Here is a 13,830-nt window from a genome sequence, read left to right as displayed (position 1 = left end):
TTTTAATAAACTGCAGCGTCACATAAAAATCACCCACCGCCCGATTTCATCAGTACAGTGGGTGCGTATGATTCAGTTTATGGCCGGTCAGCCTTTTTTTCGAGATCTTCTTCAATCTTATGGAGGACTTTTTTGGCGTCTTGACGCCGTTTCCAGTACCATAAGCCGCCATAGACGATGGCCATGGCAAAGAGGACGACGGCCAAGCGCTGGGAATGACCTTCCATCATGACCAGGTCGTGACCGACGAGGACTTCAATCGCAACGGACGGTAATTTCCCGATGAGACAGCCGATGATGTAGTCGCGGTAGCTGATGTGGCTCACGGCGCCGAGGGCGGTGATGAGGCCGTTTGGCGAGTACGGGACGGCCCGGGCGACGGCCATGGCCTGCCACGTCGTGTAGTGGTCGATCTTGCTCAGCATCTTGCTGGTCTCGATGATTTTCTGGGCCTTATTGCGAAAGAGGGCCCGCATGAAAAAGAAGCTGATGACGACGCCGATCGTTTCGGCAATCCAAGAGACAACGGTCCCGCCGACGACGCCAAAGACGACGCCGTTTGCCGTCGAGATGAAGATGGACGGCAGGAAGCCGACGACGTTGATGACGATGTTGATGATCATGCTGATGACGACGGCCCAGCCCCTGAAGGAGCGCAGGTAGTCGATGGTCCCGTGGAGGTTGCCGCTCATGGAAAGGTCCCAGACGGTCGTGTAAAAGTCAGGGATGAAGACCTGAATGGCACCAAAGAGGATCAGTAGGATCAGGAACAGGGCGATTTTAAGATGGGTCTCATGGATTCTGTCGGGAAGCATTATGTTTCCCCTTTCTTTTCTCGGATTCGTGTCTTGGCCATTTCGGCGATCTTATCGTGCTTCAATTTCGTCAGGTACATGGATCCGCCGATGATGAGGGCACCGCCGGCAACGGTCATGGCGGCCAGGGCTTCGTCGAAGAGGACAAAGCCCCACAAGGCGTTAAAGAAGACGCCGATATAGGTGACGAAGCTGACGACGACGGGGTTGGCCGTGGCATAGGCGTTGGTCATCCAGATCTGGGCCAGGACGCTCATGATGCCCAGGGCCAGATAAAACAGCCAGTCCGTTCCCGTCGGAATGACAAAGTCCCCGGTCAGGGCCATGATGATGATGCCCGATAAGGCGGCGCTGATGAGAAAGTACATGACCACTTCATAGGGATGGTGACCGCCGGCCCCGGTCAACTTGCTGACTGTCGTATAGGCGCCGGCGGCAAAGATGGCCTGACCTAAGGCGAACAAGGAATAGACATTGAAGGAATCGAAATTCCAAGGCCGAACGACGAGGCAGGCGCCGACGAAAATGACGACCAGCGGCCATTTCGAGCCCGGCGGCAATACTTCCTTGAGGAACATGGCCGCAAAGAGCATGACGAAGAAAGCCGACAGCTGGGAAATGATGGACACGTCAGCCAGGGGCATGCCCCGGAGGGCATAGAAGCTGCAGATCATGCCGATGCCGCCGAGGAGACCCCTAAGGGTCAGTGTCGGGATGTCCCGATTTGACATGTGCACGTCTTGAAGGCGCATGAGCCCCAATATCATAAGGGCACTGAGCCAACCGCGAAAGAACGCGATTTGCCCAGTGCTGACCGTATAGGATAGGACTTTTACGATGATATTTTGGATACTGAAGGCCAACGCCGACATAATGGCGAAGACAACACCTTTATTCAACAGTCTGCCCTTCTTTCTAGGCCTTGGACGAAATATCGTCGACGAAGGATAAGACGGCCTGTTTCATGGCTTCCTTATCGATGGAATCTTGGAAGCGTACCGGTTTATGCTTGAGGTCGGCCAAAGGTTTCGGCAGGGCAATGCCGGTGACGCTGCTGATATCGACGAGGGTATCGAAGGGATCGGCGCTTTCCCGAAGTGCCAGGGCGGCACTGATGACCGGCGGGAATTTATAGGGATGAGCTGTGGCCATGACGACGGTGTGACGGCCTTCGTCGAGGCCCAGGCGGTGACGGTTCATGCCGACGCCGTAGGCAACGGCCGTATGGGGGTCGAGGAGGTAGCCGAAGTCGTTGTAGACATGGTTGATGACGGCTTCCGTTTCTTCATCTCCGATCCAGCCGCCTTCAAAGTCCTGACGGAGGGCTTCCAGTTCTTCTTTCGAGACGCTCATTTTTCCCGTTTCCAGGAGATCTTTTTCCCATTGGGCAACCTTTTTGGCATCTTGGCCGGCTGCGTAGAACAGGAAGCGTTCGAAGTTGCTCGACAAGAGGATGTCCATGGACGGGCTGTCCGTCGTGTAGAAGTCGCGGTTCATGTCGTAGACGCCCGTTTCAAAGAAGTCGGCCAGGACCTTATTCTTATTGGAGGCGCAGATCAATTTGCCGATGGGAATACCCATTTTCTTGGCGAAATACCCGGCCAGGATGTTGCCGAAGTTCCCCGTCGGGACGATGACGTCGAAGGTTTCCCCTTCGCTGATGGCGCCGTCGTCGACGAGGGTGATGTACGTCGAGACGTAATAGACGATCTGCGGGAAGAGGCGGCCGATGTTGATTGAATTGGCACTGGAGAAGAGGACGCCCTTATCGTTGGCATAAGCATTGACGTCGGGGTTGGTGAAGACGCGTTTTAAGAAGCTCTGGGCATCATCGAAGTTACCGTGGATGGCCGATACGCGGACGTTGTCCCCTTCCTGCTTCTGCATCTGCTGCTGCTGCATGGGGCTGACGCCTTCGCTGGGGTAAAAGACCATGATGTTGGTGCCGGGAACGTCTTTGAAGCCTTCAAGGGCAGCTTTCCCCGTGTCACCACTGGTCGCCGTCAAAATGAGGATCTCCCGTTTTTCCTGTTCCTGCTTCTTGGAAGCCGTCAGAAGGTACGGGAAGAGGGACAGGGCCAGGTCCTTAAAGGCCAGGGTCCGGCCGTGGAACAGTTCAGCCACGGACAGGTCGGTATCGATGGAATGGAGGGGCACGATGCGGTCATCGCGGAAAGTTTCTTCATTGTAAGCCGAGGCGATCATAGCCTTTCGTTCATCGGCCGTAAAGTTGGTGAAGAAATAAGACAAGACGACGTCGGCAATCTCCTGATAGGACTTGCCGCTCAGTTCTTTATAAGAAAGGACATCCTCGGGAAAGGCTTCAGGCACATAGAGACCGCCGTCGGCAGCCAGGCCGTGGAGCAAGGCGTAGGATGGAGAAACACATTCATCAGAGCGCGTACTTCTAAAATTCATATATAAATCCCCCTTTGGCAAATCTGAAACAGCTTAGGTATCTCTTTATTATAGCTGAAAAAACGGCAAAAGGCTACCTCTCGACAGGCTCGGGCCGTCAAAATAAAAGACCGCTCCCCTGCCTCCCACGGTAACGATGGGTCTGGCAGTGAAGCGGTACTTATCTGTTATATAGAAATCGTTGCGTCTTACCAGGCAGCGGGCAGCCAGCCGAAGATGCTCAGGATGGCGTAGACACCGGCGCCGGCAAAGAGGACGACGACCAGGGCCTGCACGACGGGATGGGCGATCCAGCCGCATTTCCAGCAAGGCAGCTTGTCACCGTGTTTGCGGGCCCGGCGCAGCATGAAGACCGGCAGGATCGACATGATGATGCCGCCGAAGGTCCCGGCACTGAAGATGGCATTGACGAAGCCGACGAGGCCGCTGTAAGCCAAGAGAACCGGCGGAATGACGATGACGGCAAGGCAGAGTGCCCGCGTGCGGACGTCCGTTTCCGATTTAAAGCCCAAGCGGTCGATCATGTTGGTCAAAAAGCTTTCGGCAATGGCCCAAAAGGAGGTCAGCATGGCGCAGAAAGCAAAGAGATTGACGATGACGAAAAAGACGGGCGACCCCAGGGCCTGCCCCCACGACAAGGACGCGACTTCCGTAATGTCGCCGACGGGCAGCATGAGGAAGACGGCCAGGGGCACCAAGGCCAGGATGAAGAAAGAAATGCCGGCGCCGGCCATGATCGACGGCACGAGTTTTCCCGGATCATGAGTAAAACCGCGGGAGATTTCCGGCACGATGTACTGAACGGCGTAGCAGAAGACGGCGATGTTAAAGACCGGCACGGCGTAGAGCCAGTGGGTATAGAAAATATCTGCAACAGGTACGCGGGCCGATAAAAATGACGCGCCGACGAGAATGATAAGCATGGCCGTCATACCTGAACTCAAATATTTTTCTGCAACGCCCGTCGCTTTAAGGCCCATCCAGACGACCGTCGTCGCCCCGACGGCAAAGAGGACGCTGGCAAGCTCCACGGAAATGCCGAAAAACTCGCTCAAAATCTTTCCGCAGCCGCTGGTATAAGCGATGAGGCTGCAAAAAGACGTAGCCCCGACGGAAAAGAACATCAGCCAGGAACCGACCTTGCCGACGTATTTTTCGGCAAGGCCCGATAACTGTAAAGGCCGGGCCGTCCGCAGCGTCGCTTCGGCTACGTAGAGCATGGAAATGACAGAAAAAAAGCCTGCTACGACAAGCCACGTAAGCAGGACCGGCCAGCCGGCATTGCGACTGGCAAAAGCTAAACCTAAAACACCGGAACCAATGGTAGACCCGACGACCATCATCGTAGCCTCCATGAAAGTGAGACGATGTACCTTGAGAGCCGCGTCTTTTGCAGCTCCCGCCGATATAGTGTCCAACTCGTTCACATATTCCATCACGAAAAAACCTCTCTTCTATGGGAAAATATGTTACCTGATGTCAGCATGTCCTGCTCATTATATCATAAGGAAGACTAAAAAATCCACACTTACAACATAGAAAAATGACGGAATTACACGTCTGCGGAATACCTTTTAAGGACGACAAAAACCGTCTGCAGCCTAATTCACCTATGACGAAAAACCGGAAACCGGTACTCCCATCATAGCCAGATTGACGAAACGAATGGATATCGATATAATGAAATTACAAATTGGGCCGTGAATCCCAAAAAATATGTTTCCTACCATTGTCTTCGATGAAGGCAAAAAGAAAGGCACCCTCCATAGAGAGTGCCTTCTTTCATTTATAACGATACTTATACGAACTGATTGATAATTGACATCTCCATCCATCCGGATCTGCCATAGGCAAAAATTTTCATCGAAACAAAAAAATAAGTCAACCCCAGGGGCAAAGGAATTCTAAGTGATACCACCTACTCCCATTCGGGAACCCAGCCTTATCCTTCATAAGTTGACTTCTCTACGTATTATAGCAAATAAAGCAAGGATCCGACAACTCAAAACATCGGCCTTGCGTTAAGAACAGAAATAACCTCTCTTTTGCTCTTAGCGATTCGTAAGCGCAGATAAGAAGCGCCCTTCTTTATTCTATAGTTCAACACATAATTACTTTTAAAGATTCTTCTTTGCATTCGCAATATAGCTTGGTCTATGTTACACTAAAGAAAAAGATTACAGTTTTATTGTCATTTTTTATCTATTTCAAGGAGGTCAAAGTCATGTCCGTATCAAAGAAAATAATTATTTTGTTTTTCTGTTTTTTCGCTTATTTTATTTTTGTGCCAACCGAAACAACGATGGCTAAAGAGTATTATTCGACAGGAACTTCTAATGTTGTTCTTATAGAAAAAAGAGGAAGTGGCTCAACATATCTTAATATAGATACTATCGAATCATATATATACAATCCGCCAAAATATCGTTTAGCCGCAAATTTTTTTGTATATGATGCTCAAGCTCGCAAAATCGTATTCTCTAATACAGTTGGATTTGATTATGACATTGATCAACATACCATTTATGTTGTCGATTTATCTACTGGTTCTCGAAGAGGTCCAATTGATCCAAAAGAGAGCTCTAGCGAACGATCGGATTTTAAAGCAGCAAAAATAATTTGGAAAAAGGCATATAATATGGATTGGAAATAATATAGCTGCTTCTTGTCGTTCAGGTCTTCCTTCATAATTATTGAATACAATAAATAGCAATTGATGCCGGACCATTTTTACTATGGACGGCATTTTTTGTTTCTTCATAAGATGATCCGTTTTCCATTTCTGCGCGAATAAAGACTTGCCCAGCTATAAATCCCTAGGGCGAATGTCCCCCCCCCTTCTGAATGGATTACACGCAAAGGAAAAGCCCTCATCAACAGGTGAACGCTTTGACTTTTATAGGACCCTATGTTTATGACACCCTCTTTTCCCCATTAAAAAATGATACCCTTCCACATTTCAGGCGATATCTGCTCAATCGGTTTATTCCGGCGGATGGCACGGCGCAATTCTTTGGCACCTTCTACAAAATCCAGACACGAAGGACGCAAAGGCTCGTAGTGCATCGTGCGCTCCAAGGAATGTTCCCCGAATTTCGCCAAGTACTCTTTTTGGACCTCAAAGTACTCTTCAATCCCCGGATGTACTTCCTCAAAACTCTTCGGTTCCATCATGTTTCGCCTCCCCATTCAAAAAGTCTCCGTTCATGTTACGACTTTATCAGTTCATACCTCGTCGTGCGTCCGCCACCACGTTGTGTGATTTGGCCGTTATCTACCAATGTTTTCAAAATGCGGCCCGCCGTAGATTGGCTGACGTCCAACAATTCCTGCACCTCTTTCCGGGTAATACACTTCTTTTCTTCCAGAAGCTGCATGATTTTATCCTCATCGGAAGTCCGGAACGGGGCTGCCATTTCTTCGACAATCATCGGTATCTCAACGGCTTTATTCCTGAAAGTCACATTAGGAAGAATGATTTTGAAGGCATTGGGGCTAGTCTTAATTTGGGGCTTCACCGGTTTATCGGCATAGGCATCCATCATTTTTTTCACACCTATTCCGTCAGCTTCAATGAGCTTCAAGTGGTAAAAGACGTTGTGCAGATGCGGGTTGCGGCACAGGGACACGCCCATATTCAAATCTTCCGGGACGAAGCCGGGAAGGAGACCGCCAACAGACACCATCTCAACGCGGTCATCGTATATGTGGATCAAAGTATCGGCACCAAAAGAATAGTTTCGGTGTAGCAGCACGTTCATCAAGGCTTCCCGAAGCGCTATTTCCGGATAACCTCGGCGACCATCCGTATAACGGAAGTGATGTCCGCTCGTGTAGTTCTGATTGTGAAAATTGACATAAGAACAGGCGGCCTTCAGTTGCTTCAGGAGAGATCCGGAAAAATCCTGACGGGCCTTAAACACCATTGGACTCGTCCCATCAAAGACAGCCGCCCTTATCGTACAGGGATTCTGGTCAGAAAGGAGAAAACCCAGATTCGTATAGAGACCGTCACCGGATATGAGGTTCAAGGTCTTCATCTGCTGTTGATCAAAGGTCATATTCGCGTCAGCAAATTCACCTTTCAAGGCATCAAAAGTTAAGAACTGATTGAGGGAGCGTCTCTCTTCAAAACTGTCGCCATCGATTGCTTCAATCATCCGGCGAATGGCCGTCTTCGTTGCCGGAACCGACGAATCCCCTTGCCGCACATACACGCCCTCCGGGCGCAGTCCCTTATTTGCCAAAAAATATGGACAATTCGTGCCTTTCTGAACGCGGACCGCGACGACGGCCTTGCCGTCACAATCTAAGATTTCGTAGTGAACGAACATCGTAACGTCAGGTTTTATGGCGTCCCGCACCATATTCGAAATCTGCAAAACACAGGCGTCGGCATCTTCTACGCCCAAAACGGCCCCGTCATCCGCCACACCGACATAGATCGTACCGCCGTTACTGTTAGCAAAGGCGATGATTTCCTTCTTCATATCATCGCCGACGATAGCCTTCAATTCAACGTTTTCGCTTTCCCGGAATTGCATGCTGCTCACCGCTCCTCATCAATCTAACTATATTCTACTCATTCTAATCATTCTTGTCAATATATATCAGTTAGGTTGGTTAGATTAGAGAATCCCCAGCTAAAAAGAGGCCGCGAAAAAGCCACTCTCTAAGGAGTGGCTTTTCTTTCTTTATGGATATCGTAGGCAAATAAAAGAATGTCGCTGGGATTCTTAATTTTTTCTGCCACAACTGCATCAATGAGGGACTGCCGTTCTTCATCGGTTTGCAAGAATAATCGGGTGCCTAAGATAAACTCATGATTATCCCAAATCCGCGCCAGCACCTCTGCCAACTTCTTTTCTACTCCTACAGGCGTTTCCGTTAAGGCCATCATCACCACTCCCTTTATGTCTTCCGCAGCAACATACGGCTATCGATCTGCTCAGCCAACCATTATACCGTACCGAAAAGCAAAATGAGTCAAAGGATTCCTTCTTCTCGATCTAAATGGATATTCAAGAAAACACCTCATCCATTGCACCGGGACCTCACATAATATGATTTTCACAGGCCAGGCAGCGAATCCTAAAGTTCTCCGTACGCTTAATTTCTTCGACACCGACAGACGAACGGATGGCAGCCAGTCCTTCGGCTACGGTACCGGTTTCAAAGCAATCGAATTCGTCTATGTCTTTGTCGATCAAGGGGCATCTTACCATCATCGTTCCCGCACCTCCTGTGCTTTTTGGACAATCCCTTCGAATGATATCATCGAACACGTGGACTCACAGACTGCATATACGGCAGCCCTATAGGGCCGCTTCTCAAATTCAACGAACTCGCAGCATCATCATCGGATCTGCCTTCCCTCTTTGTAGGCCTTCCTTGCTTCGTTCAAAGACATGCGATTGGCGCCGCCGCGGTAGTCCGGCTCTGATTCCTGTACGCCGTCATTACACCAGTCGCAGACATCGCAAATATCCATGTCGTTCCAAGCCTCAAATTGATACCGTCCGCAGACGGGACAAGTATGTTTCGCCATGGCCAAATCCACCTCCCACCGTTTGAAGCCTAGGTCTTCACTAAAACTAACCGTCATTATTATGTTTCATTGTATCAGTTTCAGTCTCATTTGTCGACCCGGCCATTATCCACAGCTTCTGCCCTTCATCGGGTGTCATCGACGGCAATAGAAAAAAGCCGCTCCCCATGGAACGGCTTCTCTTTCGAAATAAATATCAAAAACAAAAGAAAGCATCTCCCCGAAATCGGTAAGGCTTCTTCTGAAACGGCATCGCCTTATTTCTTTTCATCCAGCAGCATGACGCCTTGGGGCGGATTGTGATCGACGGCACCGACAATGGCGTGCGGCACATAAGGTTCTTCCAGGTACGCCGCCTCTTCGTCCGTAATCTTGACGGTAAGGGCCGCTGCGGCATCCTCCAGATATTGGGGCTTCGTCGCACCGACGATAGGTGAGGCCACACCCTTGGCCCACTGCCAAGCCAGGGCCATTTCTGACATCTTTACGCCGTGCTTTTCGGCCAGTTCATGGACACGGCGGACAATGGCCATATCCTGTTCTTCCGTACGGTCATACTTTCCCATGGCGACCCGATCCGTCCGGGAGCGGAGGGTGTCCGACTTCCACGTAGGCCGAGCCAGGTGTCCCGCTGCCAGGGGACTGTAAGGCATTAGGCTCACGCCCATTTGCTTACAAAGGGGAATCAACTCGCGTTCATCCTCGCGGTACAAGAGGCTGTAGTGGTTTTCCATGGCCTCGAAACGAGCCCAGCCATGGTCGCGGGCGCAGAGCTGCATATTGTAAAACTGATAGCCGTACATGGCAGAGGCCCCCAAGGCCCGCACCTTACCGGACTGCACCAATTCATTCAGGGCTTCCATCGTTTCTTCAATAGGCGTTTCATAGTCGAAGCGGTGGATGATGTAGAGGTCGAGATAGTCCGTCCCCAGGCGCTTCAAAGTGCCATCAATCTCGCGAAGGATCGCCTTACGGGACAGGCGGCCGTCGTTGAAATAGACTTTGGAGGCGATGACCACCTTGTCTCGGCCGACATTCTTTTTCAGCGCCCGACCTACGTATTCTTCACTCGTTCCGGCAGAATAACAATTGGCCGTATCAAAAAAATTGATGCCCAGCGTAAGAGCATGCTTTACCATGGCCTCAGTCGCCGCTTCGTCCAGCGTCCAGTCGTGCATCGTGCCGGCCTTGCCAAAACTCATACAGCCTACGCAAATTTTGGAAACTTCAATATCCGTCGATCCTAATGTCGTATATTCCATATCAGTTCACCCTTTCTAAGGACGCCGTAAAATCGCCTTTCATGCCGGACAGCACTTCCATCCCGGAGGTTACCCGCCCCAGTTTAATGAGAGATTTAGAATAGCGAAAATCCTGGTAGAAGATGCACAAATTGCCCCAAGGCTCATAGTAGCAGAGGTCGCCTGCCTCGGGATCCGTGCCGTCCGGTTCCCCCTTCGTCGGCAAGGCATCGGGAGGATAGGCGATTTTCTCAGTGCCGTTGAAATCAGAAAAATTCAGCGTCAGCGGCAGGGCCTCATAAAGGGCCTTGGCCGCCGGCGTATCATACAAGACGATGGCGATGTCCTTTCCGTCTACGGTCATCTTTACCTTCCGTTCAACCGCCGATGTGTTCCCAGACTCCCTGTCTGCCACGGCACTTGATGTTTCCGCAGCCATCGAGGCCGCATCCCCTTCAGATTGATTTGCCTGGCCGGCACAGGCCGTCAGACTGCACAGCAACAGGATGCTTGACAGGAATAACAGAACCTTGTGTGTCACCATGTGACCTCCTTTTTCGATCGTGCCTTTCGATATCGCAAGGCTTCAAAAACATTACCTAAGTGCATATTATGGTTCAAAGCGGATGGCGTGGAGGCGATACACTTCATTCAGGCTGGGGACATCCAAGATCAGGCTGTGCCCCAGATCCAAGGCATCGATCTGCACCATATCTGCCGGGGAGAGGGCGAAGTCATCAACGTCGAAATTCTGCTGAATCCGCTCGGCATGGACGGATTTAGGAATGGCCACGATCTGCTTCTGCTGCAGCCACCGCAGTACGACCTGAGCCGGGGATTTTCCATACGGGCTACCAATGGCCGTCAACACGGGGTCCGTAAAGAGGCCGTGCTGCCCTTCGGCAAAGGGAGCCCAGGCCATCGGCACAATCCGGTACGCTTCCATGACCTGGCGCAGGCTGCGCTGCTGACAAAAGGGATGGAGTTCAACCTGATTGACGGCCGGCACGACGTCGTGACTGAGGATCAAATCGATCAGCCGATCCGGTAAAAAGTTGCACACTCCAATGGCCCGGATTTTTTCGGCCCGGTAGAGTTCTTCCATAGCCCGCCAACGGCCATGGTAGTCGCCATAAGGCATGTGAATCAAATAGAGGTCCAGATAATCGGTCTGTAGATTTTCTAAGGTCTTTTCAAAGGAAGTCCTCGTTTTTTCATAGCCGGCATCCTGAATCCAGACCTTGGAGGTCACGAACACGTCATCTCGCTCGATACCGCTCTCACGAATCGCGTCCCCGACGGCCCTTTCGTTGCCGTAGCAGGCCGCCGTATCGAGGAGGCGATACCCCGTTTGAAGTGCCGTCAAGACGCTCTGTTTACAAAGGTCGTGGTCGGTAATTTGAAACACGCCAAAGCCAAGGAGCGGCATGTTTACGCCATTATTCAGCTGAATCATAGATACGCTCTCCTTCCAACACGGGCAGCTCCTGAAAGTCGGTTCAAAAAATCCCATTCGACGGCAGCCGGAGCCCTTTGAAGTCCCCCCTATTTTCTCATGTATACGAAAGACAAACCGCTGTCTTCCCGATGTTCTTTATACGCCCTGTAGCCCATTTTTTCGTACAACTTTATATTGCTCCAGCTCTTGGTACAAGTGTACAACTCTTTCACCGCGTCCGGATACAAGATATCCACCTCGGCAAGGAGCTGTTGGGCCAGGCCGCGGCGGCGGTAATCGGGATGAATCATCAAGCGGCCGACGTCGATGAAGCCCGTATCCTTTCGGCAGCGAATGGCGCCAATGATCGTGCCGTCGTCATCTTCGAGCTTAAAGGTATCCCAATTTGCAAAATCCCGGCGCGCCTCGTCTTCCGTTTCCCGGAGTGCCGGAACGTCGCGACTGCCGATCATAGCGGCTTCACTCTCAAAAGCCAGTAACTGCAGCTGATATAGTTTCGGTACATCTTGTATGTCTGCCGGGATAATTCTCATACGTTATCGCCCCTTCAACGGTCTATGAATTCCAATTCTTATACAAAAACCCTTTCCTGATACCTAGCGTCCTTCAAGGGAAAAGATGGGCGGTCCCTGGTTTTACGAAAACGCGGCTGCCCCTTCCGGAATCGAAAAGGAAAGGGCTCTATAACCAAAAAAGGTACTCCCTTCCCGGAATACCTTTATTGTATCAATATGTAGCTGCAATTCCTAATGCTTATCGGTCATCGTGAGACATGCCTGTAACGTATTTCTTGACAAATTCAAGAAAGGCAGCGACTGCCGGTGAAAAGACTTGTTCTTTTTTCCAGGCCAGAGCCGTCGACCCTTCCAGCTTAGGGGACAGGGGAATAAAGTGCAGCCCGTCGTATCGGCAGTTCAATCGCATGGCCAGGACGACACCGACCTTACTCTTAGCCAGCATAGCCTCATTGTACAGGAGGTCCCCTTTGGCGACGACATTCGCCTTGCTCAGCTCCGGTCCGAACCATTTCCCAAGATTACTTTCGGCGATATTGCCGACGGCAGAAATAAGGGGAATCCCCACCAAATCCTGAGGCGTGATGACGGTTTTAGACAGGAAAGGAGAATCTTCCCGAACCAAGGCGCCCCACTCTTCCTTCACCGGCATGGACACGAATTCGTACTTTTGAATATCCAGGGGTTCGGCCATAAGGCCCATATCCAAAAGCCCCCGATCAATCCCGTCTTTAAGGTTCTCCCCATGACCACTGAAAACCTCATAGCGAATCTGAGGGTATCGACGGTGAAAGGCGGCCATACAGTCGGTCAAGATACGCGTCGATAGAAATTCACCGCTGCCGATGGTAATCGTCCCTTCCAAAAGCGTCTCCTTTCGGAGAAAGTCTCTTTTCGTCTTCTCGGCAAGGGCCAAGATGTCCCGGGCCCGCCGTTTTAGCAGCATACCGTCTTCCGTGAGCACCACGTTATGGTTGCTGCGGGTAAACAACTTCACGCCAAGCTCAGCTTCCAAATCAGCAATCTGCCGGGATAAGGTCGGCTGGGTAACATGGAGCTGTGCCGCCGCCCGTGTAAAATTTTCCTCTCTGGCAATGGCCAGAAAATAACTCAATACCCGAAGTTCCATATCCATCCCTCCTAAAAAAAAGTATAACCATGCAGCCGGAGGAAATCAATATAGCTGGCTGTAAGTACTGCTTCTCCCTATATCACATTTTAAAAGACAACGCCCGGAACCCTTGTCCCAATTTGCCGATAACGGGCAATAGCAGCGGCGGCATCGTCGGAAAATGACTCCGCCACACCTCACATATCCGTCGCCTTCGCAATCGTCAAGGACCTCGTTCCATGCCATACGAATAAACCCCTCGAATTCGAGGGGTTTAGATTTACGACCATAAAAATAGAAAAAACTCCATCAACACAGGGCTGACGGAGTTTTTCATGTGTTCGCACAAACACTTCTTTGGTGCGCCTAGAAGGATTCGAACCTTCGCACCCGGTTCCGGAGACCGGTGCTCTATCCCCTGAGCTATAGGCGCATGAATAAATGTGCTCTAAAGAGCACTTATTTATAATACCATATTCATAAGGTCGATGCAAGGTTTTCTTATGGCACGAACCTTTCTTGGCAGGGATGTCGCCTGCCGGCAGCCGAATACGAAAAACTGCCCGATATAATGATAAAAACGAACTCCCCGGCAATCACAGTCTGCTGCAACCGCGAAAAGTTCGTATCGATTCAAGTTGGTGACCCAGTAGGGATTCGAACCCTAGACCCACAGCTTAGAAGGCTGTTGCTCTATCCAGCTGAGCTACTGAGTCAATAAAA

General features: G+C 50.7%; 15 protein-coding genes and 2 tRNA genes. 1 reads left to right on the top strand and 16 read right to left on the bottom strand.

Features of this window, described 5'->3' with window-relative positions:
* Nucleotides 1-77: 77 nt before the first annotated feature.
* The 4 genes from A0U42_RS05290 to A0U42_RS05275 form a co-directional block, all read right to left on the bottom strand.
* Nucleotides 78-815 (bottom strand): TVP38/TMEM64 family protein, encoded by a 738-nt coding sequence (locus A0U42_RS05290; protein ID WP_044503888.1) that lies wholly within the window; start codon nt 813-815, stop codon nt 78-80.
* Nucleotides 815-1,714: a DMT family transporter gene (locus A0U42_RS05285; RefSeq protein ID WP_083122316.1), complete on the bottom strand. Its 900-nt coding sequence runs from the start codon at nt 1,712-1,714 to the stop codon at nt 815-817. The genes A0U42_RS05290 and A0U42_RS05285 overlap by 1 nt, the downstream gene beginning before the upstream one ends.
* A gap of 16 nt (nt 1,715-1,730) precedes the next feature.
* Nucleotides 1,731-3,233, bottom strand: coding sequence for a threonine synthase (thrC, locus tag A0U42_RS05280; protein ID WP_065360149.1), 1,503 nt, complete (start codon nt 3,231-3,233; stop codon nt 1,731-1,733).
* A gap of 188 nt (nt 3,234-3,421) precedes the next feature.
* A complete protein-coding gene (locus A0U42_RS05275; protein WP_176698849.1) occupies nt 3,422-4,669 on the bottom strand; it encodes an aromatic amino acid transport family protein in 1,248 nt (415 codons plus the stop codon).
* A gap of 788 nt (nt 4,670-5,457) precedes the next feature.
* Between A0U42_RS05275 and A0U42_RS05270 the strand changes: the two genes are divergently transcribed.
* Nucleotides 5,458-5,886: a hypothetical protein gene (locus A0U42_RS05270; RefSeq protein WP_065360148.1), complete on the top strand. Its 429-nt coding sequence runs from the start codon at nt 5,458-5,460 to the stop codon at nt 5,884-5,886.
* A gap of 281 nt (nt 5,887-6,167) precedes the next feature.
* Here A0U42_RS05270 and A0U42_RS05265 read toward each other — a convergent pair whose 3' ends face one another.
* The 12 genes from A0U42_RS05265 to A0U42_RS05215 all read right to left on the bottom strand — a co-directional run bounded on the left by A0U42_RS05265 (nt 6,168) and on the right by A0U42_RS05215 (nt 13,823).
* The gene (locus A0U42_RS05265; RefSeq protein WP_065360147.1) at nt 6,168-6,407 is read right to left on the bottom strand and encodes a hypothetical protein; all 240 of its coding nucleotides are present in this window, start codon (nt 6,405-6,407) and stop codon (nt 6,168-6,170) included.
* Nucleotides 6,408-6,442: 35 nt separating this feature from the next.
* The gene (locus A0U42_RS05260) at nt 6,443-7,777 is read right to left on the bottom strand and encodes an RNA-binding domain-containing protein (RefSeq protein ID WP_065360146.1); all 1,335 of its coding nucleotides are present in this window, start codon (nt 7,775-7,777) and stop codon (nt 6,443-6,445) included.
* 128 nt (nt 7,778-7,905) lie between these two features.
* Nucleotides 7,906-8,133, bottom strand: a complete 228-nt coding sequence (locus A0U42_RS05255) for a hypothetical protein (protein WP_141669501.1) — start codon at nt 8,131-8,133, stop codon at nt 7,906-7,908.
* 154 nt (nt 8,134-8,287) lie between these two features.
* A complete protein-coding gene (locus tag A0U42_RS11630) occupies nt 8,288-8,461 on the bottom strand; it encodes a hypothetical protein (protein ID WP_176698847.1) in 174 nt (57 codons plus the stop codon).
* A 128-nt stretch (nt 8,462-8,589) separates the two neighbouring features.
* Complete coding sequence (locus A0U42_RS05250; RefSeq protein ID WP_065360144.1) at nt 8,590-8,781, bottom strand: CPCC family cysteine-rich protein; 192 nt, start codon at nt 8,779-8,781, stop codon at nt 8,590-8,592.
* A gap of 257 nt (nt 8,782-9,038) precedes the next feature.
* Entirely contained in the window at nt 9,039-10,043 is a 1,005-nt protein-coding gene (locus tag A0U42_RS05245) for an aldo/keto reductase (protein ID WP_065360143.1), read from the bottom strand.
* A 1-nt stretch (nt 10,044) separates the two neighbouring features.
* Entirely contained in the window at nt 10,045-10,566 is a 522-nt protein-coding gene (locus tag A0U42_RS05240) for a cyclophilin-like fold protein (protein WP_218055522.1), read from the bottom strand.
* A gap of 66 nt (nt 10,567-10,632) precedes the next feature.
* Nucleotides 10,633-11,478, bottom strand: coding sequence for an aldo/keto reductase (locus A0U42_RS05235; RefSeq protein WP_065360142.1), 846 nt, complete (start codon nt 11,476-11,478; stop codon nt 10,633-10,635).
* Between the two features lie 89 nt (nt 11,479-11,567).
* On the bottom strand, nt 11,568-12,014 hold the full coding sequence (locus tag A0U42_RS05230; protein WP_065360141.1) for a GNAT family N-acetyltransferase: 447 nt from the start codon (nt 12,012-12,014) through the stop codon (nt 11,568-11,570).
* 220 nt (nt 12,015-12,234) lie between these two features.
* On the bottom strand, nt 12,235-13,125 hold the full coding sequence (locus A0U42_RS05225) for a LysR family transcriptional regulator (RefSeq protein ID WP_065360140.1): 891 nt from the start codon (nt 13,123-13,125) through the stop codon (nt 12,235-12,237).
* Nucleotides 13,126-13,465: 340 nt separating this feature from the next.
* Nucleotides 13,466-13,540 (bottom strand) — tRNA-Arg (locus tag A0U42_RS05220).
* Nucleotides 13,541-13,746: 206 nt separating this feature from the next.
* Nucleotides 13,747-13,823: transfer RNA gene (locus A0U42_RS05215), tRNA-Arg, on the bottom strand.
* Nucleotides 13,824-13,830 lie beyond the last annotated feature (7 nt).

This window comes from Megasphaera sp. DISK 18 (genome assembly GCF_001682955.1).
GTDB lineage: Bacteria > Bacillota > Negativicutes > Veillonellales > Megasphaeraceae > Megasphaera > Megasphaera massiliensis.
Note: the sequence above shows the minus strand (reverse complement) of the source record. Positions and strands in the feature narration are given on the sequence as shown.

What these genes read in the sequence shown, in the direction of transcription:
- A0U42_RS05290 (WP_044503888.1), bottom strand. Translation starts at nt 815, where the DNA reads ATGCTTCCCGACAGAATCCATGAGACCCATCTTAAAATCGCCCTGTTC.
- thrC (WP_065360149.1), bottom strand. Translation starts at nt 3,233, where the DNA reads ATGAATTTTAGAAGTACGCGCTCTGATGAATGTGTTTCTCCATCCTAC.
- A0U42_RS05275 (WP_176698849.1), bottom strand. Translation starts at nt 4,669, where the DNA reads ATGGAATATGTGAACGAGTTGGACACTATATCGGCGGGAGCTGCAAAA.
- A0U42_RS05270 (WP_065360148.1), top strand. Translation starts at nt 5,458, where the DNA reads ATGTCCGTATCAAAGAAAATAATTATTTTGTTTTTCTGTTTTTTCGCT.
- A0U42_RS05265 (WP_065360147.1), bottom strand. Translation starts at nt 6,407, where the DNA reads ATGATGGAACCGAAGAGTTTTGAGGAAGTACATCCGGGGATTGAAGAG.
- A0U42_RS05260 (WP_065360146.1), bottom strand. Translation starts at nt 7,777, where the DNA reads ATGCAATTCCGGGAAAGCGAAAACGTTGAATTGAAGGCTATCGTCGGC.
- A0U42_RS05255 (WP_141669501.1), bottom strand. Translation starts at nt 8,133, where the DNA reads ATGATGGCCTTAACGGAAACGCCTGTAGGAGTAGAAAAGAAGTTGGCA.
- A0U42_RS11630 (WP_176698847.1), bottom strand. Translation starts at nt 8,461, where the DNA reads ATGATGGTAAGATGCCCCTTGATCGACAAAGACATAGACGAATTCGAT.
- A0U42_RS05250 (WP_065360144.1), bottom strand. Translation starts at nt 8,781, where the DNA reads ATGGCGAAACATACTTGTCCCGTCTGCGGACGGTATCAATTTGAGGCT.
- A0U42_RS05245 (WP_065360143.1), bottom strand. Translation starts at nt 10,043, where the DNA reads ATGGAATATACGACATTAGGATCGACGGATATTGAAGTTTCCAAAATT.
- A0U42_RS05240 (WP_218055522.1), bottom strand. Translation starts at nt 10,566, where the DNA reads ATGGTGACACACAAGGTTCTGTTATTCCTGTCAAGCATCCTGTTGCTG.
- A0U42_RS05235 (WP_065360142.1), bottom strand. Translation starts at nt 11,478, where the DNA reads ATGATTCAGCTGAATAATGGCGTAAACATGCCGCTCCTTGGCTTTGGC.
- A0U42_RS05230 (WP_065360141.1), bottom strand. Translation starts at nt 12,014, where the DNA reads ATGAGAATTATCCCGGCAGACATACAAGATGTACCGAAACTATATCAG.
- A0U42_RS05225 (WP_065360140.1), bottom strand. Translation starts at nt 13,125, where the DNA reads ATGGAACTTCGGGTATTGAGTTATTTTCTGGCCATTGCCAGAGAGGAA.